26 protein-coding genes and 7 tRNA genes are annotated in these 24,945 nt (G+C 73.7%); 13 read left to right on the top strand and 20 right to left on the bottom strand.

Going from position 1 to position 24,945, the window contains the following annotated elements; genetic code table 11:
* Positions 1-161 precede the first annotated feature (161 nt).
* Complete coding sequence (locus ACH4OW_RS04230) at positions 162-887, top strand: exonuclease domain-containing protein (protein ID WP_360135729.1); 726 nt, start codon at positions 162-164, stop codon at positions 885-887.
* 66 nt (positions 888-953) lie between these two features.
* Here ACH4OW_RS04230 and ACH4OW_RS04225 read toward each other — a convergent pair.
* The 4 genes from ACH4OW_RS04225 to ACH4OW_RS04210 all read right to left on the bottom strand — a co-directional run bounded on the left by ACH4OW_RS04225 (position 954) and on the right by ACH4OW_RS04210 (position 2,305).
* Positions 954-1,025 (bottom strand) — tRNA-Val (locus ACH4OW_RS04225).
* Positions 1,026-1,143: 118 nt separating this feature from the next.
* On the bottom strand, positions 1,144-1,605 hold the full coding sequence (locus ACH4OW_RS04220; protein WP_398024804.1) for an SRPBCC family protein: 462 nt from the start codon (positions 1,603-1,605) through the stop codon (positions 1,144-1,146).
* An 86-nt stretch (positions 1,606-1,691) separates the two neighbouring features.
* A tRNA-Val gene (locus ACH4OW_RS04215) sits at positions 1,692-1,763 on the bottom strand.
* A gap of 74 nt (positions 1,764-1,837) precedes the next feature.
* Positions 1,838-2,305: a TIGR02611 family protein gene (locus tag ACH4OW_RS04210; protein ID WP_360135224.1), complete on the bottom strand. Its 468-nt coding sequence runs from the start codon at positions 2,303-2,305 to the stop codon at positions 1,838-1,840.
* A 190-nt stretch (positions 2,306-2,495) separates the two neighbouring features.
* Between ACH4OW_RS04210 and ACH4OW_RS04205 the strand changes: the two genes are divergently transcribed.
* Both ACH4OW_RS04205 and ACH4OW_RS04200 read left to right on the top strand, forming a co-directional pair.
* Positions 2,496-2,909: an SsgA family sporulation/cell division regulator gene (locus ACH4OW_RS04205; protein WP_003987206.1), complete on the top strand. Its 414-nt coding sequence runs from the start codon at positions 2,496-2,498 to the stop codon at positions 2,907-2,909.
* Positions 2,910-3,145: 236 nt separating this feature from the next.
* Positions 3,146-3,712, top strand: a complete 567-nt coding sequence (locus ACH4OW_RS04200) for a CGNR zinc finger domain-containing protein (protein WP_398024801.1) — start codon at positions 3,146-3,148, stop codon at positions 3,710-3,712.
* Positions 3,713-3,748: 36 nt separating this feature from the next.
* Here the strand turns inward: ACH4OW_RS04200 and ACH4OW_RS04195 are convergent, their stop codons facing one another.
* Both ACH4OW_RS04195 and ACH4OW_RS04190 read right to left on the bottom strand, forming a co-directional pair.
* Positions 3,749-3,922, bottom strand: coding sequence for a hypothetical protein (locus ACH4OW_RS04195; RefSeq protein WP_360135228.1), 174 nt, complete (start codon positions 3,920-3,922; stop codon positions 3,749-3,751).
* A gap of 174 nt (positions 3,923-4,096) precedes the next feature.
* Complete coding sequence (locus ACH4OW_RS04190) at positions 4,097-4,552, bottom strand: hypothetical protein (protein ID WP_398025228.1); 456 nt, start codon at positions 4,550-4,552, stop codon at positions 4,097-4,099.
* 201 nt (positions 4,553-4,753) lie between these two features.
* On the opposite strand from ACH4OW_RS04190, the gene ACH4OW_RS04185 reads away from it, so the two are divergent.
* The gene (locus tag ACH4OW_RS04185; protein ID WP_360135230.1) at positions 4,754-5,278 is read left to right on the top strand and encodes a DsbA family protein; all 525 of its coding nucleotides are present in this window, start codon (positions 4,754-4,756) and stop codon (positions 5,276-5,278) included.
* A gap of 30 nt (positions 5,279-5,308) precedes the next feature.
* On the opposite strand, the gene ACH4OW_RS04180 is transcribed toward ACH4OW_RS04185, so the two are convergent.
* Genes ACH4OW_RS04180 through ACH4OW_RS04170 form a run of 3 tightly spaced genes read right to left on the bottom strand, consistent with a single transcriptional unit; the run spans position 5,309 to position 8,066 of the window.
* Positions 5,309-6,139 (bottom strand): GNAT family N-acetyltransferase, encoded by an 831-nt coding sequence (locus ACH4OW_RS04180; protein ID WP_360135232.1) that lies wholly within the window; start codon positions 6,137-6,139, stop codon positions 5,309-5,311.
* A 35-nt stretch (positions 6,140-6,174) separates the two neighbouring features.
* The gene (locus tag ACH4OW_RS04175; RefSeq protein WP_398024799.1) at positions 6,175-6,999 is read right to left on the bottom strand and encodes an aminotransferase class IV; all 825 of its coding nucleotides are present in this window, start codon (positions 6,997-6,999) and stop codon (positions 6,175-6,177) included.
* Positions 6,996-8,066 (bottom strand): chorismate-binding protein, encoded by a 1,071-nt coding sequence (locus ACH4OW_RS04170; protein ID WP_398024796.1) that lies wholly within the window; start codon positions 8,064-8,066, stop codon positions 6,996-6,998. The genes ACH4OW_RS04175 and ACH4OW_RS04170 overlap by 4 nt, the downstream gene beginning before the upstream one ends.
* 177 nt (positions 8,067-8,243) lie before the next feature.
* On the opposite strand from ACH4OW_RS04170, the gene ACH4OW_RS04165 reads away from it, so the two are divergent.
* From ACH4OW_RS04165 to ACH4OW_RS04145, 5 genes are all read left to right on the top strand, one after another.
* Positions 8,244-8,316: transfer RNA gene (locus tag ACH4OW_RS04165), tRNA-Gly, on the top strand.
* Positions 8,317-8,350: 34 nt separating this feature from the next.
* A tRNA-Cys gene (locus ACH4OW_RS04160) sits at positions 8,351-8,424 on the top strand.
* 1 nt (position 8,425) lies between these two features.
* A tRNA-Val gene (locus tag ACH4OW_RS04155) sits at positions 8,426-8,497 on the top strand.
* Between the two features lie 47 nt (positions 8,498-8,544).
* Positions 8,545-8,616, top strand: a tRNA-Val gene (locus tag ACH4OW_RS04150).
* Between the two features lie 34 nt (positions 8,617-8,650).
* A tRNA-Val gene (locus ACH4OW_RS04145) sits at positions 8,651-8,722 on the top strand.
* A 192-nt stretch (positions 8,723-8,914) separates the two neighbouring features.
* Here ACH4OW_RS04145 and ACH4OW_RS04140 read toward each other — a convergent pair.
* Entirely contained in the window at positions 8,915-9,121 is a 207-nt protein-coding gene (locus tag ACH4OW_RS04140) for a hypothetical protein (protein ID WP_360135238.1), read from the bottom strand.
* A gap of 188 nt (positions 9,122-9,309) precedes the next feature.
* Positions 9,310-9,576, bottom strand: coding sequence for a hypothetical protein (locus ACH4OW_RS04135; RefSeq protein ID WP_360135240.1), 267 nt, complete (start codon positions 9,574-9,576; stop codon positions 9,310-9,312).
* 203 nt (positions 9,577-9,779) lie between these two features.
* Between ACH4OW_RS04135 and ACH4OW_RS04130 the strand changes: the two genes are divergently transcribed.
* Both ACH4OW_RS04130 and ACH4OW_RS04125 read left to right on the top strand, forming a co-directional pair.
* Positions 9,780-11,276: a protein kinase gene (locus tag ACH4OW_RS04130; RefSeq protein WP_360135242.1), complete on the top strand. Its 1,497-nt coding sequence runs from the start codon at positions 9,780-9,782 to the stop codon at positions 11,274-11,276.
* Positions 11,277-11,329: 53 nt separating this feature from the next.
* Positions 11,330-11,728 (top strand): DUF4440 domain-containing protein, encoded by a 399-nt coding sequence (locus ACH4OW_RS04125; RefSeq protein WP_398024792.1) that lies wholly within the window; start codon positions 11,330-11,332, stop codon positions 11,726-11,728.
* A 1-nt stretch (position 11,729) separates the two neighbouring features.
* Here the strand turns inward: ACH4OW_RS04125 and ACH4OW_RS04120 are convergent, their stop codons facing one another.
* The 9 genes from ACH4OW_RS04120 to ACH4OW_RS04080 form a co-directional block, all read right to left on the bottom strand.
* Complete coding sequence (locus ACH4OW_RS04120; protein ID WP_398024791.1) at positions 11,730-12,569, bottom strand: TrmH family RNA methyltransferase; 840 nt, start codon at positions 12,567-12,569, stop codon at positions 11,730-11,732.
* Positions 12,570-12,604: 35 nt separating this feature from the next.
* Complete coding sequence (gene cobA, locus ACH4OW_RS04115; RefSeq protein ID WP_398024789.1) at positions 12,605-13,828, bottom strand: uroporphyrinogen-III C-methyltransferase; 1,224 nt, start codon at positions 13,826-13,828, stop codon at positions 12,605-12,607.
* Between the two features lie 223 nt (positions 13,829-14,051).
* Positions 14,052-17,666 (bottom strand): nicotinate-nucleotide--dimethylbenzimidazole phosphoribosyltransferase, encoded by a 3,615-nt coding sequence (gene cobT, locus ACH4OW_RS04110; protein ID WP_398024787.1) that lies wholly within the window; start codon positions 17,664-17,666, stop codon positions 14,052-14,054.
* Positions 17,667-17,903: 237 nt separating this feature from the next.
* Complete coding sequence (gene cbiE, locus ACH4OW_RS04105) at positions 17,904-19,118, bottom strand: precorrin-6y C5,15-methyltransferase (decarboxylating) subunit CbiE (protein WP_360135252.1); 1,215 nt, start codon at positions 19,116-19,118, stop codon at positions 17,904-17,906.
* 193 nt (positions 19,119-19,311) lie between these two features.
* Positions 19,312-19,947: a GNAT family N-acetyltransferase gene (locus ACH4OW_RS04100; RefSeq protein ID WP_360135254.1), complete on the bottom strand. Its 636-nt coding sequence runs from the start codon at positions 19,945-19,947 to the stop codon at positions 19,312-19,314.
* Between the two features lie 192 nt (positions 19,948-20,139).
* Positions 20,140-21,003, bottom strand: a complete 864-nt coding sequence (locus tag ACH4OW_RS04095; protein WP_360135256.1) for a MetQ/NlpA family ABC transporter substrate-binding protein — start codon at positions 21,001-21,003, stop codon at positions 20,140-20,142.
* A gap of 109 nt (positions 21,004-21,112) precedes the next feature.
* Complete coding sequence (locus tag ACH4OW_RS04090) at positions 21,113-21,889, bottom strand: methionine ABC transporter permease (RefSeq protein WP_398024784.1); 777 nt, start codon at positions 21,887-21,889, stop codon at positions 21,113-21,115.
* The gene (locus tag ACH4OW_RS04085) at positions 21,886-22,947 is read right to left on the bottom strand and encodes an ATP-binding cassette domain-containing protein (RefSeq protein ID WP_360135260.1); all 1,062 of its coding nucleotides are present in this window, start codon (positions 22,945-22,947) and stop codon (positions 21,886-21,888) included. The genes ACH4OW_RS04090 and ACH4OW_RS04085 overlap by 4 nt, the downstream gene beginning before the upstream one ends.
* Before the next feature lie 384 nt (positions 22,948-23,331).
* Complete coding sequence (locus tag ACH4OW_RS04080; protein ID WP_398024782.1) at positions 23,332-23,979, bottom strand: HAD-IA family hydrolase; 648 nt, start codon at positions 23,977-23,979, stop codon at positions 23,332-23,334.
* A gap of 137 nt (positions 23,980-24,116) precedes the next feature.
* Here ACH4OW_RS04080 and ACH4OW_RS04075 point away from each other — a divergent pair, with 137 nt between their 5' ends.
* Positions 24,117-24,485, top strand: a complete 369-nt coding sequence (locus tag ACH4OW_RS04075; protein WP_360135264.1) for a hypothetical protein — start codon at positions 24,117-24,119, stop codon at positions 24,483-24,485.
* The gene (locus ACH4OW_RS04070; RefSeq protein ID WP_360135266.1) at positions 24,478-24,921 is read left to right on the top strand and encodes a hypothetical protein; all 444 of its coding nucleotides are present in this window, start codon (positions 24,478-24,480) and stop codon (positions 24,919-24,921) included. Before ACH4OW_RS04075 ends, ACH4OW_RS04070 begins: the two co-directional genes overlap by 8 nt.
* The last annotated feature ends 24 nt before the right edge of the window (positions 24,922-24,945 follow it).

Raw genomic sequence — 24,945 nt, 5'->3', positions numbered from 1 at the left:
GTTCGAGGGGGCCGCACGCGAGGTGACGGCCCGTCGAAGTGTTCTTGTCCGCGTCAAGTGGTCAACAAACCAGGACGGTTCGACAACCGGAAGCCTCGGGTATCACCTGGTCGGGTGGCCGAACCGGCCCACCCGCCGCACGAGCGCGAGGAGTTGTGAAGATGCCGTGCTGGTACGACGGTCCGCTGGCTTCCTTCGACACCGAGACCACCGGGATCGACGTGGAGCGAGATCGCATCGTGTCCGCCGCCCTGGTCGTCCAGGAAACTCCGCGCAGCGTCCCCCGCATCACCCGCTGGCTGGTCAACCCGGGGGTGCCCGTCCCCGAGGCGGCCACCGCCGTGCACGGGCTGACCGACGGGCACCTGGCCCTGCACGGCCGCTGGCCGTCGCCCGTCATGGAGGAGATAGCCCGCGCGCTGACCGACCAGTCGCTCGCCGGGCGGCCGCTGATCGTCATGAACGCGCCATTCGACCTGACGCTGCTGGACCGCGAGTTGCGCCGGCACCGCGCCGCCTCGCTCCCGCACTACCTCGGCGCCCACCCGCTGTCCGTGCTGGACCCGCGCGTGCTGGACAAGCACCTGGACCGCTACCGCAAGGGGCGCCGGACGCTCACGGACCTGTGCGCGGAGTACGGGGTCGAGCTGACCGGGGCCCACGAGGCGGCCGCCGACGCGCTCGCCGCGCTCCAGGTCGTACGGGCGCTGGGGCAGCGGTACGCGGAACGGCTCCAGTCGCTCAGTCCGGCGCAGCTGCACACCCGGCAGGCGGTGTGGCACGCGGCGCAGGCGCGCGGCCTGGAGGCGTGGTTCGCGCGCAACGGCACGGAGGAGGCGGTGGACCCGCACTGGCCGATGCGGCCGGAGCTGCCGGCGGCCGCCTGACCGCGCGCAGTGCGTACCAACGCCGAGGGCCGGGCCGCCTGTTGGCGGCCCGGCCCTCGGTCCCGGTGGGCGATACTGGGTTCGAACCAGTGACCTCTTCGGTGTGAACGAAGCGCTCTCCCACTGAGCTAATCGCCCGGGTTTCGTTCCCGCGGTTTCCCCCGCGAACGATCTGAACAATACAGGCCGCGGCGCCTTTCCATCAAATTCCTTGCCGCCGCATTCCCGCCCCGGCCGCGTGGTGCCCTTTAGGAGATCACCCGTGGGCCAGCCAAGAGGCCAGCCCGCGTCGCCCGGCGCGCATCATCAGCGTGTGATTGACGACGAAGAGCGGCCGTCCCGGCAGCGCGAACCGGCGCATGGACGGCTTGCGCACCACCACCTCCTGCTCGAAGACGGCACGCGTTCCGCCGCCGGACGCACCGACCGTCCAGCGCACGAAGCCCTCCAGGTCGCCACGCACCACGAACTCCAGCACGCCTGCGTCGGGGACGCGCCGCGTGCCGGTCGCGGTGACCGTGAGGACGTACGGGAGCAGCGACCTGAAACGCGCGGTGCCGGTGTACTCGTCCACGCGGACCACCTGGCGCACCTGGGGCCACCAGTGCGGGTACGCCTCGGCGTCCGCCAGGGCGGCGAAGACCGCCGCCGGCGGCGCGGGCAGCCGCCATTCGCTCCGGAAGCGGTAGCGGTGCAGGGTGTGCGACCAGCCGGGCATGGACCGATTGTGCCGCTCCGGCGGCGCCGGGGGCAGGGAAACGACGACGGCCCGGAGGTCTGGGACCTCCGGGCCGTCGTCCGGTGTGGGCGATACTGGGTTCGAACCAGTGACCTCTTCGGTGTGAACGAAGCGCTCTCCCGCTGAGCTAATCGCCCGGGCGCAGAGAGAACATTACCGCACGTCGGAGGGGTCTCACGACCACCCGCGGGGCCGGTCAGCCGGGCGCCGGTCACGCATCGGCGTTCCACGGCAGCACGAAGCCGAACTTCCACAGGTAGACGGCGAGCCCGGCCACGATGATCACCGCGCCGATGCTCGTCAGGATGATGTTGCGCCGCCGCACCTTCGGGTCCAGCGCCTTCTGCGCCGCCTCGGTGACCTTGCGCTTGGTCCAGCGCAGCACCAGCTGCGCCCAGACGAACTCGGTCGCCCAGATCGCCATGCCGGCGAAGATCACCAGCCAGCCGGGGCCCGGCAGCGGCAGCATGATGATGCCGCCCACGACCACCGCGAGACCGACGATGAAGATGCCGACCTGCCAGCTCAGGTGCAGGGGCCGGGAACGCTTGATGAAATGCGGCGCCCGCGAGCCGAGTCGCTGTTCCACCTTCGCAGTCTCTCCCGCGCCGTCCTGTTCCGCAGCCGGAGCCGCCGCCGCGGCGGCTATGCCGACTCCCCCGTTACTCTCCGTATTCATGGGGAGAAACCTACCCGAGGGAAGCCGGTCACCGGAATGGCCGCCAGGGAGGATCCACAGCTCCGCCGTAAGAGGTACCGGAAGTCACCCAAAACCCTCAGAGGGGTTTACAACGGCACCGTAGGTGGCATGTCGATTTCGCCGACGTGCGAATCCCCGAGCGCACACTGAGCGAAAGGCCCTGGCGCTTATGAACACCACGGTCAGCTGCGAGCTGCACCTGCGCCTCGTTGTGTCGAGCGAGTCGTCACTGCCTGTACCCGCGGGCCTGCGGTATGACACGGCCGATCCGTATGCCGTGCACGCGACCTTCCACACCGGAGCCGAGGAAACGGTCGAGTGGGTCTTCGCCCGCGATCTCCTCGCCGAGGGCCTGCACCGGCCCACGGGCACCGGAGACGTCCGCGTTTGGCCGTCCCGGAGCCACGGACAGGGCGTTGTCTGCATCGCCCTGAGCTCCCCGGAGGGCGAGGCTCTCCTGGAGGCCCCCGCGCGGGCCCTGGAGTCGTTCCTCAAGAGGACCGACGCGGCGGTTCCACCAGGCACGGAACACCGGCACTTCGATCTCGACACGGAGCTCTCCCACATCCTCGCGGAGAACTGAAAGGCGGCGCAGCAGCCCATCGCAGCCATCCACCGCACCGAACCGCTCACACCTGCACCGTCCGACTCGGGGCGACGGGACAGGACCGACAAGTTCATACGGCACGAGCCGGCGTCGTCGCCGCGGACCCACCGCGGAGACGGCGCCGAGGCTTGTTGGACGCGCTAGAGTCGGCGACCATTCGGCAAGGACACCGGGGCGGCGCCGCCGACCCCGCCCGGCCAGGGAGCGAACCCGTGATGATCACCCACGACACCCGGTGCGCGCTCGACGCGGTCGTCGACCTCCTGAACACCGCTCCGGAGGGCGACGCCCCGGGAGCCACCGACAGCCTCACCGACCTGTCGGCGCTCCGGGCGTTCGTCGCGCGCAACGCGGTCAGCGACGTGGGCACGCTCGGCGACCGCGATCTGGCGGCCGTGCGGGCCGTGCGGTCGCGGTTCGCCGGGGTCTTCGCCGCGCCGGACGACCGTACGGCGGCCGAGCGGCTCAACGACCTGGTCGCGGCGGCCGGCACCACGCCGCAGCTGACCGACCACGACGGCTACGACTGGCACGTGCACTACTTCGCGCCGGGCGCCTCGGTGGCCGAGCACCTGGCGGCGGACGGCGGGATGGCGCTGGCGTTCCTGGTCGTCGCCGGGGAGCGGGAGCGGCTGCGGCACTGCGAGGCCCCGGACTGCCGCTTCGCGTTCGTGGACCTGTCGCGCAACCGTTCGCGCCGCTACTGCGACAGCCGTACGTGCGGCAACCGGCTGCACGTCGCGGCGTACCGGGCGCGCCGCCGCGAGGCCGCGCGCTGACTGTGCGATCCGGCCGTCCCGCACCGTCCGGCCTCCTCACAGGAAGAGCAGGTCGTGGAGGGCGCCGATGAGCAGAAGGACGGCGATGACGGTGAGGAAGAGCATCAGGGGCGGCTGCGACAACGCGAAAAGACAGCCACGCGGTTCGGGGGCCGGGGGGTCCGCCGGTGTGACGGCGGGGTCCCGGGGCAGGGCGCACTCGTCGTTCATCTCGCGCCGATAATGGCGCACGTGATCACGCGGGAATGGCCGAATCACCCCTCAGCGACGGGAGTTCACCAGATCCCGTGCACTTGCGTGATCGCTACGGTGTCCGAGACATCACCCTCACGAGCCACGCGGACGACCGGGTCCCGTACTCGGTCCCCTGCTCGGATCCCGTGCTCAGATCCCGTGCTTCTTCAAGATGGCCTCGATGTCGGAGAAGTCCTCCTGCGGGGCGCTCGCCTTCGGCTTCGCCCTGGCGGCGGGCTGCCCGGTCGCGGCGCCCGCGCCCAGCGAAGGGGCCGAGGCCGCGGGTGCCACCGCAGCGGGCTGCCGCCGGGCCGCGGCGCGCCGCTCCTTGCGGCTGCCGCCCGCCTTGACCGCGTGCCGCTCGGCCACCCTGCCGATCATGAACAGCACGGCGGAGAGGGCCAGCACGCCGAAGCCCGCCCACACCATGGGTTTGAAGACCAGGCCGGCGATCCAGTCGACGACGCCGGTCATCACCAGCCCGACGGGCACCAGGGAGAACGCCGCGATCCGCGTCGCGGCGAGGAAGCGCCTGCGGTAGGCCGTCAGCGCGGCGATACCCAGGCCCGCCGCCGACACCGCGGCGCAGACGGTCGAGGTCAGCAGCATCCGGTCCTCCAGCCGATGGTCGTGGCGCACCGCACGCCGGGCCGCCGCGCGATGCCGTCCTGTCCTGCTCTTCTTCCATCCTGCACCGTTCACGGGCGCCGCGGCCACGATCCGGGGCGGCCTCAGGGACATCTCGGGGTAGGGCTCCTCCGCAGGTCCCGGTTCGGGGCGGCGGCCGTCTGCTGGGAGACTGGGCCCATGAACGACGCCACGACCTCCGGTTCCGCGCGCCCCGTCGTCCTCGACGTGTGGTGCGAGCTGCAGTGCCCGGACTGCACCACCGCGCTGGACGACCTGCGGGCCCTGCGCGAGCGCTACGGGGACCGGCTGGACATCCGCCTCCGCCACTTCCCGCTGGCCAAGCACAAGCACGCCTACGCCGCGGCCCAGGCATTCGAGGAGGCCGCGGAGCAGGGCAAGGGCTGGCCGTACGCCGAAGCCGTCCTGGCCCGTACGGAGGAACTGGGCGTCCGCGGCGAGCAGTTCCTGCTCGCGGTGGCCGGCGAACTGGGCCTGGACGCCGAGGAGATGGACACCGCGCTCATCGACGGCCGGCATCTGCTGACCGTGGACGCGGACCAGGCCGAGGGCAAGGCGATCGGTGTGACGGGCACGCCCACCTACCTGATCGGCGGGGAGTTGCTGGACGGCGGCAAGAGCCAGGACGGCCTGCGCGAGCGCGTCGCGGAGATCGCCGACCGGCTGCTGGCGGAACAGGTCTGAGCCGTCCCGGGCGGGCGTGCTGCCGTCCGGTCAGAGCAGGGGCTTCTGCAGGGAGTGGTCGGCCGGCCGGTAGCCCAGCGAGTCGTACAGGCCGCAGGCCGGCACGTTGTCCGTGAAGACGTTGAGGCCCAGTACGGTGCGGCCGGCGGCGAGGCTCTCGCGCTCGGCGACGAGCATGAGCGTGCGCCCGTGGCCACGGCCGCGGTGCTCCGGCGCCACCCGGACAGCCAGGACGTAGCCGCCGGGCCGGCCGAAGGCGTCCGCCACGGTCCAGACGGTGCCCACGTCGGTGCCCTCGTAGGCCAGTACGCGCACCGACCGGCCGGCACTGGCCGCGCCGTCGGGCAGCAGCCTCCGGTGCTCCTCGTCCGCGGCCCGCTCCGCCCGCTCGCGCGGCATTCCGTGGCCCGTCTTCACCTCGACGTACTCGGCGTGCGCGGCGGCCAGCCAGGCCGGGAACTCCGCCGCGCCGAGCGGCCGGTCCACGCTGCCCTCGGGGAGCGCGGGCGGCGTGGTGAGTTCCTTGCGCATCCGGCGGCTGTACTCCGTGTAGCCGAGGGCGGCGGCGAGCCGCAGCGCGGGCCCGGCGCCGGCCGGCACGTCCAGTTCGATGCGCCGGCAGCCCCAGCCGCGCAGCACCTCCTCGGCGGCGAGGGCGGCGACCGTGCCGCGGCCGCGGTGCCGGTCCCGCTCGTCGATGCGCAGGTCGGCGATGCGGCCGGCGGACGGGCCCAGCCGGGCGTCCGTGGCCAGGCTTATCCGGCCCACCGGGCGGCTGTTGACGCAGACTTCGTACGTACGGGCCCGGCCGCCGTCGGCGCGTCGCTCTTCGGGTCCGGCGGGGCGCAGCGTAGTGGTCACGCTGGCTTTCTACCCGGTTTCCCGGGCGTCCGTCATCAGTGCGGGTCGAAGTCCGCGGCGGCGCGCTCCGCGAAGACGCGCATCGCCTCGGCGGTCAACGGGCCCGGCGCGTCACCCAGTTGCCGCCCGTCGACGCGGGTGACGGCCTGTACGTCGCGCAGCGTCGAAGTCAGGAAGACCTCCTCGGCGCGCTCCAGAACGTCCAGCGGCAGGTCGGTCTCCTTGGCGCCGGCCCACTCGACGGCCAGGGCGCGGGTGATGCCCGCCAGGCAGCCGGAGGACAGCGGCGGGGTGTGCAGCTCGCCGTCCAGGACGACGAAGACGTTGGAGCCGGTGCCCTCGCACAGCTGGCCGACGGTGTTGCCGAAGAGCGCCTCGGTGGCGCCCTGCTCGCGGGCGCGGGCGAGCGCGATGACGTTCTCCCCGTAGGAGGTGCTCTTCAGGCCCGCCAGCGCGCCGCGCTCGTTGCGGGTCCAGGGGACGGTGACGACCGCGGTGGTGTCGGGGTAGCGCGGGGACTCGCTGAGGGCGACGACCAGGGTGGGGGCCGCCTCGCCGCGGTCCGAGCCGAGCGGCGAGAGGCCGCCGGTGTAGGTGATGCGCAGCCGGCCGAGCGGCGCCGGGTTGGCGTCCAGGACGGCCGCACAGGCGCGCCGCACCTCGTCGAGGTCGGGCGCGGGCAGGCCCAGGCCGCGGGCGGAGGAGGTGAGCCGCTCCAGGTGGCGGGTGAGGGCGAAGGCGCGCCCGTCGACGGTCCGCAGCGTCTCGAAGACGCCGTCGCCGACCGTCAGGCCGTGGTCGAGGACCGAGACCCGGGCGCCGTCGGCGTCGCGCAGCTCTCCGTCGAGCCAGATCTTCATGGTCGTGTCCCTCCGCTCGGCTCGTGCAGGCCCGACGCTACCGCGAGCAGTCTGCGGGCCTTCAGCTCGGTCTCGTCCCACTCTCCCTCGGGGTCCGAGCCCCAGGTGATGCCGGCTCCGGCGCCGAAGCGCAGCACCGGGCCCTCGGGGGCCGTGCGGTCGATCCAGAAGGTGCGGATGCCGACGGCCAGCTCGCCGGTGCCGCGGTCGGCGTCCACCCAGCCGATGCCGCCGCAGTAGGGGCCGCGGGGCGCGGTCTCCAGTTCCTCGATGATGCGCTGCGACGCGAGCTTCGGCGCCCCGGTGATGGAGCCGGCCGGGAAGGTGGCGCCGAAGAGGTCCGCCCAGGCCGTCTTCTCGTGCTCGTCCGCCAGTTCGCCGCGCACGGTGGAGACGAGGTGGACCAGGCCGGGGTGCGCCTCGACCGCGCAGAGGGCGGGGACGGTGACCGAGCCGGTGCGGCAGACCCGGCCCAGGTCGTTGCGGACCAGGTCCACGATCATCACGTTCTCCGCCCGGTCCTTGTCCCGCAGGTCCTCCGGGATGCGGCCGGTGCCCTTGATCGGCCCCGACTCGACCGTGCGCCCGTGCCGGCGCAGGTACAGCTCGGGGGAGGCCGTCGCGACCTCGGTACCGTGCGCCGGGAGCCGGACCGTGCCCGCGTACGGGGCCGGGTTGCCGCGGGCCAGGACGGCGGAGAGCGCGTCCACGTCGGCGCGTGCGGGATCCGGCAGCGGCGCGCTCAGAATGCGGCAGAGGTTCACCTGGTAGACCTCGCCGGTGGCTATGTACGCGCGTATGCGCCGTACGCCCGCCGTGTAGGCGCCGCGGTCGAGGGAACTGCGCCAGTCCCCGGGGGCCGGGCCCCGCCAGCGGGCGGGGTCCGGCGGGGGCACCGCCCCGGCGTCCCGCACGTCCCCGAAGCGCGCGCAGATGAGACCGCCCTCGTAGTCGGCGACGACGGCCCACCACCCGGCCGAGTCCAGGGCCTCCGGATCACGGGTGACGTCGCGCAGGTCAGTGGCTATACGGCCGCCGAGACGGGCCAGAGGGGGGAGGTCGTTCACGCCATCGAGTCTATGGCTGGGGCCCGGCGGCCGCCCCGGCCGAGCGAGCAGCGCAGCACGCTGCACAAACGCGTTTTTGTACTGGCCCGGGAATCCGCTAGAGTTCAACACGTCGCCGGGACGCGGAAGCGAAACGGAGACGGGGTTCCTCCCCGGACCTGGTCCGGAAAGGCACCTGCGGACGTAGCTCAGTTGGTAGAGCACCACCTTGCCAAGGTGGATGTCGCGAGTTCGAGTCTCGTCGTCCGCTCGAAGTGGGGGATCTTCCCGACCCCCGCACTCCTGGTGGAGTGGCCGAGAGGCGAGGCAACGGCCTGCAAAGCCGTCTACACGGGTTCAAATCCCGTCTCCACCTCCAAGGACGATTAGCTCAGCGGGAGAGCGCTTCCCTGACACGGAAGAGGTCACTGGTTCAATCCCAGTATCGTCCACTGGTCCGCAAGGACCGTTCCTCCGCCTTCGGGCAGAGGGAAACCCCGCGCGATTAGCTCAGCGGGAGAGCGCTTCCCTGACACGGAAGAGGTCACTGGTTCAATCCCAGTATCGCGCACGCAGCACCCCGCGGCCCCTGGCCGCGGTCCCGAGGACGATTAGCTCAGCGGGAGAGCGCTTCCCTGACACGGAAGAGGTCACTGGTTCAATCCCAGTATCGTCCACACCGCAGACCGAGGGCCGGAGCGATGTGCTCCGGCCCTCGGTCGTTGGCGTACGCGGGCGGCCCTGACAGGCCGATGGCCGGGCATCTCCCCAGATGCCCGGCCACTCTGCCGTCCGCCGCACCCCCGTCCCCACGGGGTTGTCGGCCGGAAGTCCCCCGCCCCGGGCCGCTCTCCCGGGACCGGGGCGCCTCAGCGCCCCAGCATTCCGGCCACGGACGACGCCTGTGTCATGACGGCATCCCAGCCGCCGAATACGACGGCCAGCAGGGCCGCCAGCGGCAGCACCATGGCCACCGCGACGAGCGGATGGCGCTTCCCCGAGGGCTGCCCGCCGAACGCCGAGGCGGCTTGGCGCCCTTGCGTACGGACGGCCGTGCGCCCGAAGATGTCTGCCATCGCCCCGCTCCTGTCGTGTCTGGGGCGGCGGGCGTCTGACCTCGGGGGACGAGTGCTTCCACCCGCCGCTTGCACACAAGACTAGGCACCCGGCGGGCCCGGGGCGTCATGCCGTCGTACCCCTTTTCCGGCCTCCGGGAGGATGACGGTACGCCGCCGCGCGTACTCCCCTGGGTGGAGACGAGCCCTCAGGACCCGGGGACATCCCGGAGGGGTCGCTCCGCGGCCTCGGACTCCTCGGCCCGGGGCACGGGGTGTTCGACCAGGGCGAGGACCCGGTTGGCCATGAAGCGGGCCGTGCGGACCACCGAACCGCTCCGGGTGACTTCGCTCACTTCCACCACTCCCCTACGCACCGCCGTCTCCACCCTGCGGCCCGCCCTGCTCGCCACCACTTCGTACGCCCTGGTCGTGTCCCCGGCGTCCACGACGATCTCGACCCGGTCACCCTTCACCGTGTCAATCCCCCTTCCGCGACGGATCATTGGGACCACGCACGGGAGGCCGGGCCGCGCCGCGCCCGGCTCGCCCCCGCAACCTCAGGGTCCCACCCGGTACTGACAATCCGGTGGCCGACGCATGCGCGGCCTATCAGCACAGCGAGCCGTCAATCCGTAAGCTGTGCCACGTCAGACGGGACCGGGCAGCGGGGATGGACATGGCGATGATGCGGCTCCGGCGCGAGGACCCGCGTGTCGTCGGTTCGTACCGGCTCCACCGGCGGCTCGGCGCGGGCGGGATGGGTGTGGTCTACCTCGGCTCCGACAAGCGCGGGCAGCGGGTGGCCTTGAAGGTCATCCGCCCCGACCTCGCCGAGGACCAGGAGTTCCGCTCGCGGTTCGCGCGCGAGGTGTCGGCCGCGCGGCGTATCCGCGGCGGCTGTACGGCGCGGCTGGTGGCCGCCGACCTGGACGCGGACCGGCCCTGGTTCGCCACGCAGTACGTCCCCGGGCCCTCCCTGCACGACAAGGTCAACGACGAGGGGCCGCTCTACCCGGCGCAGGTCGCCTCGATCGGCGCCGCGCTGTCCGAGGGCCTGCTCGCGGTGCACGACGCGGGCGTGGTGCACCGCGACCTGAAACCGTCCAACATCCTGCTCTCCCCCAAGGGCCCGCGGATCATCGACTTCGGCATCGCGTGGGCCACCGGCGCGAGCACGCTCACGCACGTCGGCACCGCGGTCGGCTCGCCCGGCTTCCTCGCGCCGGAGCAGGTGCGCGGCGCTGCCGTGACCCCGGCGACGGACATCTTCGCGCTCGGCGCGACGCTCGCGTACGCCTGCACGGCGGACTCCCCGTTCGGGCAGGGCAGTTCGGAGGTCATGCTCTACCGCGTCGTGCACGAGGAAGCGCACCTGGCGGGGGTGCCGGACGCGCTGGCGCCGCTGCTCGCCTCCTGCCTGGCGAAGGACCCGGCGGACCGGCCGAGCACGCTGTCGCTGTCGCTACGGCTCAAGGAGATCGCGGCTCGCGAGGCGCAGGGCCTGTCGCTGTCCGGCGGCCCCGCGGACGGGGCGCCCGGCACGGGCCGGCTGTCCGGCGGCCCCGGGCGCGGGCGGCCGGGGCGCGGCCCGGCGGCGGAGCGGGGCCCGGTGTCCGAGCGCGGCGCGTCGGCCGAGCGCGGCCCGGCGTCCGAGCGGAGCACACCGGCCCGGCCCAGGCCCGTACGGCCGCAGGCGGACCGCCCGACGGGCAAGCGTGCGGAGGAGTACGCGCGGCAGCGGACGGAGCGGCGGGCGGCCAACACGCCGACGCCGCGTCCGCAGGCGCAGCGCGGGGGCGCGGCCCGTGGGCCCGCGCCGGCCAGGACCCAGGCGGCGCCGGGGGCCTCGGGGGCTCCCGGGGAGGCCGTGCCGAAGTCCCGGGGCGGCAGGCGGCCGTCGGGCCGTCCCGCCGTGCCGGGAGCGCGCACGGGGCGAAACGGTTCGCGGCCGGCGCAGGGGCCCCGTACGTCGCCCGGCGGGCGCCGGCCGGGCCCCGACCGGCGGCTGCTGCGGCAGCGGATCATCGTGTTCATCACGGTGACGCTGCTGGTCGCGCTGGGTATCGCGGCGGCGCAGGGCTGCCAGGGGCCCGCCAGGTCGTCGGGGTCCGAGCGGTCGGTGTACACGTCGTCGTCCGTGACGGAGGCGCCACCGGGGGCCGGGCGTACCTGAGTGACGTCCGCATTGCGGTGTCCTTGATCGCCGGCAGGTGCTAACGTCCCGCCGTGTCCAAGACCGAGATCGACGCGATAACCACCGAGTTCTTCGGTGCCTTCGACAACCGTGGCGGCCGGGCCGCCGATGTGGCCAGGATCCGCAAGCTGGTCCTGCCTACCGGCGTGATCGTCAGCACGGGAGAGAAGTTCACGGCCTACACCGTGGAGGAGTTCATCGAGCCCCGCCTGCGGTTGCTGACCGAAGGCCGGCTGGTCGAGTTCTCCGAGTGGGAGACCTCCGAACGCACCGAGATCGCGGGCGACATCGCGTCCCGGTTCGGCACGTACCGCAAGTCCGGGGTCATGGACGGCCGGCCGTTCGAAGGCAGCGGGACCAAGACCTTCCAGTTCGTCCGCACCCCGGAGGGCTGGCGGATCGCCGCCTTCGCCTGGTTCGACCAGCCCTGACTCACCCGGCGGCCGGGCCGGTGTCCCCCCGTCCCGCCGTCACGGCGTAGAACGCCACCGCGGCCGCCGCGCCCACGTTGAGGGAGTCGACGTCGTGGGCCATGGGGATGCGGACCCGGGTATCGGCGGCCGCCAGGGCCCGCGCCGACAGGCCGTCGCCCTCGGCGCCGAGCATCAGGGCGGCGCGGTCCAGACGGTGGGGTGCCACCTCGTCGATGGGGGTGGCTCCGGCGTCCGGGGTGAGGGCCAGCAGGGGGAAGCCGGCGTCGCGGACCGTCTCCAGGTCGCGGGGCCAGTTCTCCAGGCGGGCGTACGGGACGGCGAAGACCGCGCCCATGGACACCTTGACCGAGCGGCGGTAGAGGGGGTCGGCGCAGTCCGGGGAGAGCAGGACGGCGTCCATGCCGAGAGCGGCCGCACTGCGGAAGATGGCGCCGATGTTGGTGTGGTCGTTGACCGCTTCCATGACCGCGATACGGCGGGTGCCGGGACGCGCGAGGAGTTCGGCGGCCGTCGGCAGCGGCTTGCGGGCCATGGACGCCAGGGCGCCGCGGTGGACGTGATAGCCCGTCACGCGCTCGGCGAGGGCGGGGCTCACCACGTACACCGGTGCCGGGGCCGCGTCGATGACGTCGCGCATGACGTCGACCCACTTGGCGGACAGCAGCATCGAGCGCATCGCGTATCCGGCCTGCCCGGCGCGCCGGATGACCTTCTCGCCCTCCGCGATGAACAGACCCTCGGCGGGCTCGCGGCGGCGCCGCAGCTCCACGTCGGTCAGGCCCGTGTAGTCGCTCAGGCGGGGGTCGTCCGGATCGTCGACGGTGATGATGTCAGCCACGGGGTGGGTGCCTTGTCGGTGGTGGTTCGGCGGGGTCAGGGGGTGGGGTGCACGGCTACGACGTCGCCGATGACGATGACGGCGGGCGGGCGGATGCCTTCGGCCCGTACCGTCTCGCCGAGGGTGGCGAGGGTGGCGTCCACGCGGCGCTGCGCCGCGGTGGTGCCTTCCTGGACGACGGCCACGGGGGTCTCGGCGCCGCGCCCGTGCGCGATGAGCGTGGCGGCGATGTTGCCGCTGTTCTCGACGCCCATCAGGACGACGAGGGTGCCGCGCAGGCGGGCGAGCGCCGACCAGTCGACGGTGGAGCGCTCGTCGTCGGGGGCGACATGGCCGCTGACGACGGTGAACTCCTGGGCGACCCCGCGGTGGGTGACGGGGATGCCGGCGGCGGAGGGCACGCTGATGGAGCTGGAGATGCCGGGGACGACGGTGCAGGGGATGCCCGCCTCGGCGAGAGCCTGGAGCTCCTCCATGCCGCGCCCGAAGACGTACGGGTCGCCGCCCTTGAGGCGGACCACGGCCTTCCCGGCGCGGGCGTGCTCGATCAGCGCGTTGTTGATGGCTTCCTGGGCCATGAACCGGCCGTACGGGATCTTCGCGGCATCGATGACCTCGACGTGCGGCGGCAGTTCGGCGAGCAGGTCGCGGGGGCCGAGCCGGTCGGCGATGACCACGTCGGCCTCGGCGAGCAGCCGGCGGCCGCGCACGGTGATCAGATCGGGGTCGCCGGGACCGCCGCCGACCAGGGCGACGCCGGTGGCGCGGGCGCGGTGGTGCGGGGCGGCGAGGGTGCCGTCGCGCAGGCCCTCGACGATGGCGTCCCGCACGGCGGCGGAGCGGCGCGGGTCGCGGCCGGTGAGGACCGCGACGGTGACGCCCTCGCTGCGGCCGGTGGCCGGTGTCCAGGCGGTGGCGGCCTCGGCGTCGTCGGAGCGTACGCACCACACCCGGCGGTCCTCGGCCTCCTGGGAGGCGGCGGCGTTGGCTTCGGGGTCGTCGGTGGAGATCAGCGCGTACCAGGCGTCGGCGAGGTCCCCGGACTCGTACCGGCGGCGCTCCCAGCGGATCTCGCCGGTGTCGGCCATCGCCTCGACGGACGGCTTGGCGGACGGCGAGATCAGCAGGACGTCGGCGCCGGCGGCGACCAGGGAGGGCAGGCGGCGCTGGGCGACCTGGCCGCCGCCGAGGACGACCACGCGGCGGCCGGACAGGCGCAGTCCGACGGGGTAGGCGGCGTGTTCGGCGTGCTCGGCCATGGCGGTACGGCTCCTTGTGCGGGTGGCGCGGGGCGCTGGTGGTGCGGGCAGCGCTCGCGGGCGGGGGAACGGGGACGCGTTCGCCGCTGCGGCGCTGGAGCGGCTGGTGGGGCGGGGCGGTTGCCGCCCCGGGGGCCTCGGGCCTGGTGAGAGGGTACGGGCCCGGCCCACAGCCTATGTGGCTGCGGGCCGGGGGTCATGCTCAGGGCCGGTGGCCGTGCGGTCAGCTCTTCTCCGTGACTCCGGCGGAGTCGAAGGTGGCGACCTCGTGCATGGCGCGGGCGGCGCTCTGCACGACGGGCAGCGCCAGCAGGGCGCCGGTGCCCTCGCCGAGCCGCAGGTCGAGGTCGACCAGCGGGCGCAGCCCGAGCTTGTTGAGCGCGGCGACGTGGCCGGGCTCGGCGCTGCGGTGGCCCGCGATGCAGGCCGCCAGCGCCTCGGGGGCGATGGCGCGGGCCACCAGGGCGGCGGCTCCGGCGCTGACGCCGTCCAGGATGACCGGCGTACGCAGCGAGGCGCCGCCGAGGATCAGGCCGGCCATCGCCGCGTGCTCCAGGCCGCCGACCGCGGCGAGGACGCCGATGGGGTCGCCGGGATCGGGGCGGTGCAGCTCCAGGGCACGGCGGACGACGTCGACCTTGCGGGCGTGCGTCTCGTCGTTGATGCCGGTGCCGCGGCCGGTGACCTCGACAGGGTCGGCGTCGGTGTAGACGGAGATCAGGGCGGCAGAGGTGGTGGTGTTGGCGATGCCCATCTCGCCGGTGATCAGCGCCTTGTTGCCGGCGGCCACCAGGTCGCGGGCGGTCTCGATGCCCACCTCGATGGCGCGCAGCACCTCGTCGTGGCTCATCGCGGGGCCGACGGTGAAGTCGGCGGTGCCCGGCCGGATCTTGCGCGGCAGCAGGCCGGGGGTGGCCGGCAGGTCGGCGGCCACGCCGACGTCCACGACGCAGACCTCGGCGCCCACCTGGTTGGCGAAGGCGTTGCAGACCGCGCCGCCGCCCAGGAAGTTGGCGACCATCTGCGCGGTGACCTCCTGCGGCCAGGGGGTGACGCCCTGGGCGTGCACGCCGTGGTCGCCCGCGAAGACGGCGACGGCGGCCGGCTCCGGGATCGGCGGCGGGCACTTGCGGGACAGGCCGCACAGCTGCGCGGAGATGATCTCCAGCATGCCGAGGGCGCCCGCGGGCTTCGTCATCCGCTTCTGGCGCTCCCACGCCTCGCCGAGCGCCTTGGCGTCCAGCGGGCGGATGCCCTGGAGCGTCTCCTGGAGGAGGTTGGCGGGCGCTTCGCCGGGCAGGGCGCGGCGGCCGTACGTCTCCTCGTGGACCACCCAGGACAGCGGGCGGCGCTTGGCCCAGCCCGCCTGCATCAGCTCGGGCTCGTCGGGGAACTCGTCGACGTACCCGACGCAGAGGTACGCGACGACCTCCAGGTGGTCGGGCAGGCCCAGTTCGCGGACCATCTCGCGCTCGTCGAAGAAGCTGACCCAGCCGACGCCCAGGCCCTCGGCGCGGGCCGCCAGCCACAGGTTCTCCACCGCGAGCGCGGAGCTGTAGGGGGCCATCTGCGGCTGGGTGTGGCGGCCGAGGGTGTGCCGGCCGCCGCGGGTCGAGTCGGCGGTGACCACGATGTTCACCGGCGTTTCGAGGATGGCCTCGATCTTCAGCTCGCGGAACTGCTTGGCGCGGGCCTTGGGCAGCGACTTCGCGTACGCGTCGCGCTGCGCCGTGGCCAGCTGGTGCATCCGCTCCCGGGTCTCCTGCGAGCGGATGACGACGAAGTCCCAGGGCTGGGAGTGGCCGACGCTGGGGGCGGTGTGGGCCGCCTCCAGGACGCGCAGCAGCACCTCGTTGGGGATGGGGTCGGGGCGGAAGCCGTTGCGGATGTCGCGGCGCTCGCGCATCACGCGGTGCACGGCGGCGCGCTCGGACTCGTCGTAGCCGGTGGCCGGCGGGGCGACGGGCGCTTCCGGTACGCCGGCGGGCGCTTCCTCGGCCACGGCCGCACCTTCGGCGGCGGGGTCCTGGGCGTCGGCCGCCGGGGCCGCGGCCTCGGGCGCCGGGGCGGCCCCGGGCTTCGAGGCGGGCTCTGCGGCGGCTTCCTGCGCGTCCGGTACGTCGCCGAGCTGGACGAGTTCGGCGACGTCCTGCGGGTGCGCGGGCTGCTCCGCGTCGGCGGCGGGGGCTTCGGCGGCGGGAGCTTCGGCCACCGGGGCGGCCGGAGCAGCCTCGGCGGCCGGCTGCGCCACCGCTTCCTGTTCCTGGGGCGCCTCGGCCGCCTGGACCTCGTCGGGCCCGGCGGCGGGCTGCTCCACCGCGGGGGCGGCCTCGGCGGCCGGAGCGGGCTCGGGCGCCACGGCGGGCTGCGCCGCCTCGGGGGCCGCCGCTTCCGGGGCCTCCTGCGTCTGCGGTACGTCGGCCACGGCTTCGTCCCCTTGTACGGCCTCGGGGGCCTGCGCCGCCTCGGGCGCCACGGCGGGGGCCTGGGCCTCCGCGGAAGCCGCGGGCACGGCCTCGGCCTGCTCTTCGGGCGCGGCCTGCGGCTCGGCGGCGGACTGCACCTGCTCGGCGGCAGCGGGCGCGGCCGTCTCGGGGGCCGCCGGCGCGGGCTCCTCGGCCGCGGCGGCCGGTGCCTCCTCGGCGGGCTGTATGGGCTGCGGCACCTCGGCGGGCTCGGCGGGCTGCGCCACCACCGTGGCGCCCTCGGCCGTACCCGTCGCATGCGTGGTCTCACCGGCGCCCGCGGGCTCCTGGACCGGCTCCGCCGGCTGCACGACCGGAACGGCCTGCTCGGCGGACTCGGCGGGCCCGGCAGGCTCGGTCTGCGCCGCCGGAGCGGCGTCCTCCGCCGCCTCGCCGGCCTCGGCTTCGACCTCGGTTTCGGTCTCGGCCTCCGGAGCCTCCGGCGCCTCTGTAGTCACATCGGCCACCGCAGCCTCTTGAGCACCGGGAGCGACCGTTTCTGCAACCGGAGCGGTCCCGGCGGCCGGAGCAGTCCCGGCGGCGGCCGGGGCCTCGGGGGCCTCCGCGACGGCGGCCGCGGCGACCGGAGCGACCGGGGCGGCCTGCGCCGGGGCGCTGTCCCAGGACGGGACCTGCGCGGGGATCTCGCCGAGCTGCGGCCCGGGCACCGGGGCCCCGCCGGGCGCCGCGTACGCCTGGGCGGTCGCGGGCTGCGCGGCGGCGGCCGCCGGCTGCGGCGCCTCCTCCTCGACGTCCAGGTACTCGGGCACCGTCATCGCCGGGCCGGGGGTGCTGCGCACCGGCGGGCTCGGCGGCGCGCCGGCCGGGCCGCGGTCGGCGAGCGAGCGGACCACGCCGCCGGTCGCGTCGGGGACCGGCGGGCCCATGTGGAGCGGGCGGCGGGGCGGCGCGGGCGCCTGCTGCCGGCCTGCGGACGGCGGGACGCGCACGCCGCCCGGGTCGACGGAGCCCGGGTCGCGGCCGCCGCTCTCGTGGTCGCCGGCCTCCGGCGGCGCGGGCTCGTACGCCATGGCGCCGAGCGGCGCGGAGTCGTACGGCCCGGCCTGCTCCGGCACGGACGGCTGGGGCTGCGCCTGCTGCGGAACCTGCGGCAGGGGCTGCACGGGCTGGTGGTGCTGCTGCTCGCTCCCCCACGCGCCCTGCGCGCCGGGCATCAGCAGCAGGTCGTCGTCCTCGGCGCCCGCGTCGGCGGGGTCCAGGAAGGTGTAGGCACCGGGGGCCTCGGGCACGCCCGGTGCTTGCGTCGGGCCGGCATCGGCAGGGGAGGGGACGGCCGCCGGCTGCGGCTGTCCGGGCTGTCCGCCTGCGTTCTCCGGCAGTCCCTCGCCAGGGACCTGGCCGGTGTCGGTCATGCGTACCCCTCGCCCATTGGTAGTGCTCCTTCCAACCGCTCGTGCGACGCGCTCCACCGCGGCGCGCCGACCGCCCCTATAGCTAGAACGAGCGAGCGCGCCTCGCGGCACGTCCGCCCTTGAGAGCTTCAATTACGGCCAAAACCACGGCATGTTCCGGATATTGGCGTACGAAACCGAACGCGGGACGGCGGCGCAACGATCCGCCAGCCTACCTCCCACCGCACCCCGGCCCCGTCACGGGTGAGAAACCCGGTACCCGCTCAGCAGGAAAACGACGGCCCGCTCGCGCTCGACCCACGCGGAGGTGTCCAGCTCGACCGACTGGAGCAGCGCGCACTCGGTCTCGTATCCGCCGTCGGACAGCGCCCGGCCGACCGCCTCGGCCTCGTCGCGGGTCGCGGCGTGCGCGACGATCCGCTCGGGCCTGCGGTCGGCGCAGGCGGTGACCACCGCCGCTCCCCCGGCGCCGACCCGTACGACGTCCGGCTCCGGCAGGTCTTCCAGTACCTGGGGGGCGCGGCCGTGCACGACCTGGAGCTGGACGCCGTACCGGCGGGCCATCGCCGCGGTGCGGTCGCAGGCGTCCGGGTCGGCGTCAACGGCGATGACGGCCGCGCCGAAGCGCGCGGCCTCGACGGCGGCGGCCCCGCTGCCCGCGCCGATGTCCCAGACCAGATCGCCGGGCCGGGGCCCGAGGCGGGCCAGCTGGGCGCTGCGCAGCTGGACCGACTCCCCCTCCCCCAGGACGCCGCCGTACGCCTGGGCGGGCAGCCCCCAGCCGCGCGGCGGGGCCGGGTAGGCGACGTCGCGCCCCGCCATCCAGCCGCTGCCCTGGGTGGCGGCGCTGGCCCCGCCCGCGACGATGACGACGTTGGGGTCGCGCCAGACGTGGTCGGCGGCCTTGTCCGAGGTCAGTACGGTGACCTGCTCGCGTTCGGTGCCCAGTTCCTCGCAGATGACGAAGGTGCGGTGCACGCCGCGCAGCAGCAGGGCGAGTTCGGCGGGGCCGGCGCCGGGTGCGGTGAGGACCGCGACCTTGGTGTGCGCGCGGCAGACGTTCACGGCGCGCCGCAGGTCGCGGCTGTGGGCGACGACGATCTGGGCGTCGTCCCAGGGCATGCCGGCCCGCGCGAAGGCCGCGGCGACGGACGAGACGGCGGGCACCACCTCGACCTCCAGGCCGTGCTCGGGTGCGCGCAGGGTCCGTACGACGCCGAAGAATCCGGGGTCGCCGTCGGCGAGCACCACGGCGGTGCCGCGGTGCTGGGCGATGCGGCGGGCGGCCAGGCCCACGCTGCCCAGCCGGATCCGCTCGGCGTGCGGCGGGACTTCGGGGAGGGCGAGGTGGTGGGCGGCGCCGGCCACGAGGGTCGCCGCGCCGAGGGCGGAGCGGGCGGCGGCGGTCAACGGCGAACCGTCCCACCCGATCACCGTGACCCGGTCGGCCATCGTCGTCAGTCTCCTGGGCTTCGCTTGCTACGGGACAGGGCTGGGCCATACGGAACTCGCCGGGCACGCCGGGCGGCCCACGCGGCGGCGGCCGGCCGCGGCGTCCTGCGGGCAGGCCGAGACTACCCCGAGAGGTCCGGACCACAGCGAAGCGGGCCGTGCCCGGCCTGGCCGGAACCGGCCGGTCGCGCGGTCAGTTCCACTCGGGGTAGGCGAAGCCGTTGGCGTCGGCCATCCGGCCCGGGACGCCGTCGAGGTCCTCGGGGAGCAGGCTCCAGACGATCAGGTCCGTACGGATGTCCGCCCAGCCGCCGTCCTCGGTGCGCGAGCGGGCTATCCAGGCGTTCCGCAGCACGCCCTCGCTGATGCAGCCGACCTTCTGCGCCACCTGCTGGGCGGCGGTGTTGTCGGCGGCGGTGCGCAGCTCCACCCGTTCGAACTTCTGGTCGCGGAAGAGCCATTGCGCCACCGCCAGGACGGATTCGCAGGCGTAGCCTTCGCCGCGGGCCCAGGGCGCGGTGACGTAGGCGACCTCGGTGCTGAGCACCCGCCAGTCGGTGTGGTCGACCTGGATGGTGCCGACCAGGCGCTGGGTGAGGAACTCGGTGACGGCGAAGGCGATGCCGCGGCCTTCGGTGCGGACCTCGCCGGCCTCGCGGGTGGTCCAGTGCCGGGCGGTGTCGGTGGTGTACGGGTGCGGCCGCGCCGTCCAGGCGGTGGTCAGCTCGTCGTTCATCATCTCCGTGAGCGCGGGCACGTCGGCCTCTTCGAAGGGGCGTAGCACCAACCGATCCGTGCTGATGGAGATGTCCGGAAAGGTGGATGTCATGCCGCTGCTCCAACGCCGTTGACCGTGCTGCTCCGAAGTTCGGGCCGTGTTGACCGTCTTGAGTGCACCAGCATGCAGCATCCGACCGGGGATGTGCCACGCACGCGGGCCCCGGTGGCGCGGTGCGCGCTTCCGGGGCCCGTCGTCGGGCGGCCGGCGGCCCGGTGCGGACGCCGTGTGCGGTGGCGGCGGTCAGCCCTGGGGAGCGCCGAAGGCCGGGATGACCGAGCCGTCCTTGTACTTGTCCTCGATGAACTTCTTGACCTCGGGCGAGTTCAGCAACTTCGCCAGCTTCTTGACCCGCGGGTCGTCCTCGTTGCCCTTCTTGACGGCCAGGAAGTTGGCGTACGGGTTGCCCTCGGCCTTCTCCAGGGCGAGCGCGTCGGTGGAGGGCTTGAGTTGCGCGCCGATGGCGAAGTTGCCGTTGATCACGGCGGCGTCGACGTCGGCGAGGCGCGGCGCGATCTGGCCGGCCTCCAGCTCGGTGAGCTTGAGGCCCTTGGCGTCCTCGACGTCGGTCAGCTTCGCGTCGGAGCCGACGCCCTTCTTGAGGGTGATGACGCCGTTGTCGGCGAGCAGCTTGAGCGCGCGGCCCTCGTTGGACGGGTCGTTGGGCACGGAGACGGTGTTGCCCGCGGTCAGCTCGGAGAGCTTCTCGATCTTTTTGGAGTAGACGCCGAGCGGCTCGATGGCGACGTTGACGACCGGCACGACGTGGGTGCCGTTCTTCTCGTTGTACGTGTCCAGGAACGGCTTGTGCTGGAAGAAGTTCGCGTCGACCTGGCCGTCCTCGGTGACCTTGTTCGGCAGGTTGTAGTCGTTGAACTCCTTCACCTCCAGCGTGAGCCCTTCCTTCGCCGCGAGCTTGTCCTTGACGAAGTTGAGGATCGCCCCGTGCGGGGTGGGGCTGGCGGCGACGGTCAGCGGCGCGCTGCTGTCGGCCTTCTTGCCCCCTCCGGAGGAGGAGACGTCGGAGGGCGCGCTGCAGGCGCTCGCGCCGAGGGCGACGGCTGCCGCGGCCAGGGCGGCCACGGTGATGTTGCGGGTGGTACGCACGAAGAGTGCCCCTATCTCGGTTTTCTCGGACGCGCGGGGCCGACGGCACCGCGCGGGCTGCGCCCGGCAAAGGGTCCGGGCTCAAGAGGGTCCGCGCTGGGACCCGGTATCAGGCGCCGACCCGCTCCTCGGGGGCGTCGGCGGGTGCGGTCTGCGCGGGCTGCCCGGCGGCGGTGGCCGGGGCGGGCGCCTTGCGCAGTCCGACGCGTACGGAGGAGGAGCCGCGGCTGCCGCGGGCGGCCAGGCGGCGCACGATCAGGTCGCCGAGCAGCTGGACGGCGATGACCAGGATGATCAGCAGCACGATGGTGATGACCATCAGGTTGGTCTCGTACTGGAGGTAGCCGTAGGTGTAGGCCAGGTTGCCCAGGCCGCCGCCGCCGACCGCGCCGGCGATGGCGGAGTAGCCGATCAGCGTGATGACGGTGGTGGTGACGGCCGCGACCAGCGCGGGCAGCGCCTGCGGCAGCAGCACCTTGAAGACGATGGTCCAGGTGCCGCCGCCCATCGACTGGGCGGCCTCGACCAGCCCGTGGTCGACCTCGCGCAGCGCGGCCTCGACGAGCCGGGCGAAGAACGGGATGGCCGCGATGACCAGGGGCACCACCGCGCCCGTCGGGCCGATGGAGACGCCGACGACCAGGCGCGTGAAGGGGATCAGCGCGACCATCAGGATCAGGAAGGGGAAGGAGCGGCCGATGTTCACCACCGCGCCGATGATCTTGTTGACGACGACGTTCTGCAGGATGCCGCCGCGGTCGGTCAGGATCAGCAGGACGCCGAGCGGGACGCCGAACAGGACGGCGTAGAACGTCGACCACCACACCATGAAGAGCGTGTCGAGCGTGTTGTTGTACAGCAGCGGCTGCATCTGCGACCAGGTCACTTGGCACCTTCCTTCACCAGCGCGCCGGCGGTCGCCGTCGCCGCGGGGCCGGCCGGCTCGCCGGCCACGTCCACCTGGAGGCCCTGCTCGCGCAGGAAGCCGATGGGTACGACGTTCTCCTCGAAGCGGCCGGGCAGCTCGATGCGCATCCGGCCGATCTGCTTGCCGCCGACGGTGTCCATGGCGGCGCCGAGGATGGAGATGTCCACGTTGTACGTACGGGACAGCTCGGAGATCACCGGGCGGGTGGCGGCCTCGCCGTGGAAGGTGACGTCCACGACGGTCCGGTCGGGCCCCGAGGGCTCGCCGCCGACCGGGAACAGCTCGCGGGCCAGCTCGGAGCCGGGGGTGGCGAGCAGTTCCGAGACGGTGCCCTGCTCGACGACGCGGCCGTTCTTCATCAGCGCGGCCGAGTCGCAGATCGTCTTGACGACGTCCATCTCGTGCGTGATGAGCAGCACGGTCAGGCCGAGCTGGCGGTTGAGGTCGCGCAGGAGCTGGAGGATGGAGCGGGTGGTCTCCGGGTCCAGGGCGCTGGTGGCCTCGTCGGAGAGCAGCACCTTGGGGTCGCCGGCCAGGGCGCGGGCGATGCCGACGCGCTGCTTCTGGCCGCCGGAGAGCTGGGCGGGGTACGCCTTGGCCTTGTCGGCGAGCCCGACGAGGTCGAGCAGTTCCAGTGCCTTGCGGGAGCGCTCGCGGCGGTCGACCTTGAGGATCTCCAGCGGCAGCTCGATGTTGTCCTGGACGGTGCGCGAGGAGAGCAGGTTGAAGTGCTGGAAGACCATGCCGATGTGGCTGCGGGCCGCACGCAGCGCGGCGTTGGCGCGCTGCCCCTTGCCGGCCAGCGAGGTCAGTTCCTGGCCCGCGACGGTGACCGTGCCGGAGGTGGGGCGCTCCAGGAGGTTGACGCAGCGGATGAGGGTGGACTTGCCGGCGCCGCTCTGGCCGATGACGCCGTACACCTCGCCCTCGCGGACGTGCAGATCGACGCCGTCCAGGGCGGTGACTTCGCGGTCTCCTGAGCGGTAGACCTTGGTCAGGCCCGTTGTGGTGATCACTGGGAATTCCGTCACTGTCGTGTGACCGGCGGCTCGCCCGCCGGGCACGGGGCATTCATTGCGGAGTGCGGCATGGGGTCCCGGAGGGCGCTTGGGCCCGGCTTCGGGTTCCGGTGACGCGGGGCGGCCGGGGCCGTGGCGTACGCGGGGGTACGGCTCGCACGGCGCAAGGCGGCGGGTCTCGCTTCGGGGCGCGAGGCTCGGCGGGGGCCCTCAGCGGTCACACATTCGACACATGCAACGAGCACCGGGCGTCATGGGCGCCTCGGTCGCAGGGGTGCGGCTGCTCGTCGTGGTCATGTTGGCCAGTAAACCAGACAGGCGTACGGACCGATCAAGCCTGTCCGTATGCCGGACAGGCTCGACCGCCCTGTGGACAGCCGCTCAGCCGCCCGTGACGATCTCCACGCCGTCCGCCGTGGCCTGCGCGGACACCGCCGACAGGTCCCCGACGAGCACGTCGGCGGACAGCTCTTCGACCCGGTGCGTTGTGGCCAACGCCACGGTGGTCATGCCCGCCGCGCGCCCGGCCGCCAGCCCGGCCGGCGCGTCCTCGAAGACCACGCAGCGGGCCGGGTCCACGCCGAGCCGCCGGGCGGCCAGCAGGAAGGGCTCCGGGTCGGGCTTGCCGCGGGTGACGTCGTCGGCGGCTATCAGGTGCTTGGGGTGGATCCCGACCTCGGCGAGCCGGGCCTCGGCGAGCCTGCGGGTGGCGGAGGTGACGACCGCCCACCGCTCCGGCGGCACCTGGGCCAGCAGCGCGAGGGTGCCGGGCAGCGCCACCACGCCGCCCGCGACGTCCTCGACCTCCAGCTGCTCGATGCGGGCCAGCGCCTCCGGTACGCGGGCGGCGGGCAGCAGGTCGGCGACGATGTCGGCGGCCAGGCGCCCGTGCAGCTCGACCCGGGCGAACTCCTCCGCGGTGATCCCGTACTCCTCTGCCCACCGCGTCCAGCAGCGGCGGACGGATTCGATGGAGGAGACGAGGGTGCCGTCGTTGTCGAAAAGCAGTGCGGACGCAGAGATCTTCATGCTGCGCCAGCGTACGTGAGGCCCGGTACCCGGCGGGCGACCGGCGGGGTCGCGCGCAGCCCGGGCCCGGCCGCCGATTAGAGTCGTCTCATGCCCCTTTTCCCCACTGCGCGCAGCCGCGCCGGGCGGAGGTTCCGGTGATCGACGCGCTGACGGTCGCGATCGGCGTGACCGCCCTCGCCCTGGCCGCCTGGTGCGGCTTCGCCGCGTACCGCGACGAGCCGACGAAGGACTGGCACTTCATCGGCATGGCCGTGGTCTCGCTGCTCGGCGTGGTCCAACTCGTCGTGGGCCTGGTGCAGTTGGGGCGCGGCGAGACGCCGCGGGACGGTACCGCGATCTTCGTCGCCTATCTGGTGGGCGCGGCCGCCTGCGTACCGGCCACCGGCTTCATGTCGCTCTCGGAGCGCACCCGCTGGGGCTCGGCGACCGTGGCCGCGGGCGCCGTGGTACTCGCCGTACTGGAAGTGCGGCTGTTCGACATCTGGGGAGGCGGCCATGCCTGAGACGTCCGCGGGGTCCCGGACCCCCGAAGCCGCGGCGGGCGGCGCCCGGCGTTCCCTGGGCACCGGCCCCGGCCGGCTGCTGGTCGCCCTCTACGGCGTCTTCACCGTCGCCGCCGCGTCGCGCGCCGCCTACCAGCTGATCGCGCAGTTCGACCGGGCGCCGCTGGCCTACGTCCTGTCCGCGGTGTCCGCCGTGGTCTACGCCTTCATCCTTTTCTCGCTGGTGCGCGGCGGCGAGGGGGCCCGCAGGGCGGCGGTCGTGTGCTGCGCGCTGGAGCTGGCCGGTGTGCTCGGCGTCGGTACGTGGACGCTGGTGGACCGCTCGGCCTTCCCGGACGCCACCGTCTGGTCGAACTTCGGGATGGGCTACCTCTTCATCCCGATCTTCCTGCCGGTGACCGGTCTGCTCTGGCTGCGGCGGGCCCGCCGGGCGTGACGCGTTTCCCGGCGGGCCCGCCGC

This window comes from Streptomyces sp. NPDC017056 (genome assembly GCF_044332485.1).
Classification (GTDB): Bacteria; Actinomycetota; Actinomycetes; order Streptomycetales; family Streptomycetaceae; genus Streptomyces.
This window is presented reverse-complemented; position numbering and strand designations above follow the sequence as displayed.

Bases quoted from the DNA above. Each gene is read 5' to 3' on its own strand.
- ACH4OW_RS04175 (WP_398024799.1), bottom strand. From the start codon at position 6,999: ATGAAGATCTGGCTCGACGGAGAGCTGCGCGACGCCGACGGCGCCCGG.
- ACH4OW_RS04070 (WP_360135266.1), top strand. From the start codon at position 24,478: ATGCCTGAGACGTCCGCGGGGTCCCGGACCCCCGAAGCCGCGGCGGGC.
- ACH4OW_RS04130 (WP_360135242.1), top strand. From the start codon at position 9,780: ATGGCGATGATGCGGCTCCGGCGCGAGGACCCGCGTGTCGTCGGTTCG.
- ACH4OW_RS04185 (WP_360135230.1), top strand. From the start codon at position 4,754: ATGAACGACGCCACGACCTCCGGTTCCGCGCGCCCCGTCGTCCTCGAC.
- ACH4OW_RS04195 (WP_360135228.1), bottom strand. From the start codon at position 3,922: ATGAACGACGAGTGCGCCCTGCCCCGGGACCCCGCCGTCACACCGGCG.
- ACH4OW_RS04210 (WP_360135224.1), bottom strand. From the start codon at position 2,305: ATGAATACGGAGAGTAACGGGGGAGTCGGCATAGCCGCCGCGGCGGCG.
- ACH4OW_RS04220 (WP_398024804.1), bottom strand. From the start codon at position 1,605: ATGCCCGGCTGGTCGCACACCCTGCACCGCTACCGCTTCCGGAGCGAA.
- cobA (WP_398024789.1), bottom strand. From the start codon at position 13,828: ATGGCCGAGCACGCCGAACACGCCGCCTACCCCGTCGGACTGCGCCTG.
- ACH4OW_RS04230 (WP_360135729.1), top strand. From the start codon at position 162: ATGCCGTGCTGGTACGACGGTCCGCTGGCTTCCTTCGACACCGAGACC.
- ACH4OW_RS04100 (WP_360135254.1), bottom strand. From the start codon at position 19,947: ATGACATCCACCTTTCCGGACATCTCCATCAGCACGGATCGGTTGGTG.
- ACH4OW_RS04140 (WP_360135238.1), bottom strand. From the start codon at position 9,121: ATGGCAGACATCTTCGGGCGCACGGCCGTCCGTACGCAAGGGCGCCAA.
- ACH4OW_RS04205 (WP_003987206.1), top strand. From the start codon at position 2,496: ATGAACACCACGGTCAGCTGCGAGCTGCACCTGCGCCTCGTTGTGTCG.
- cbiE (WP_360135252.1), bottom strand. From the start codon at position 19,118: ATGGCCGACCGGGTCACGGTGATCGGGTGGGACGGTTCGCCGTTGACC.
- ACH4OW_RS04080 (WP_398024782.1), bottom strand. From the start codon at position 23,979: ATGAAGATCTCTGCGTCCGCACTGCTTTTCGACAACGACGGCACCCTC.
- cobT (WP_398024787.1), bottom strand. From the start codon at position 17,666: ATGACCGACACCGGCCAGGTCCCTGGCGAGGGACTGCCGGAGAACGCA.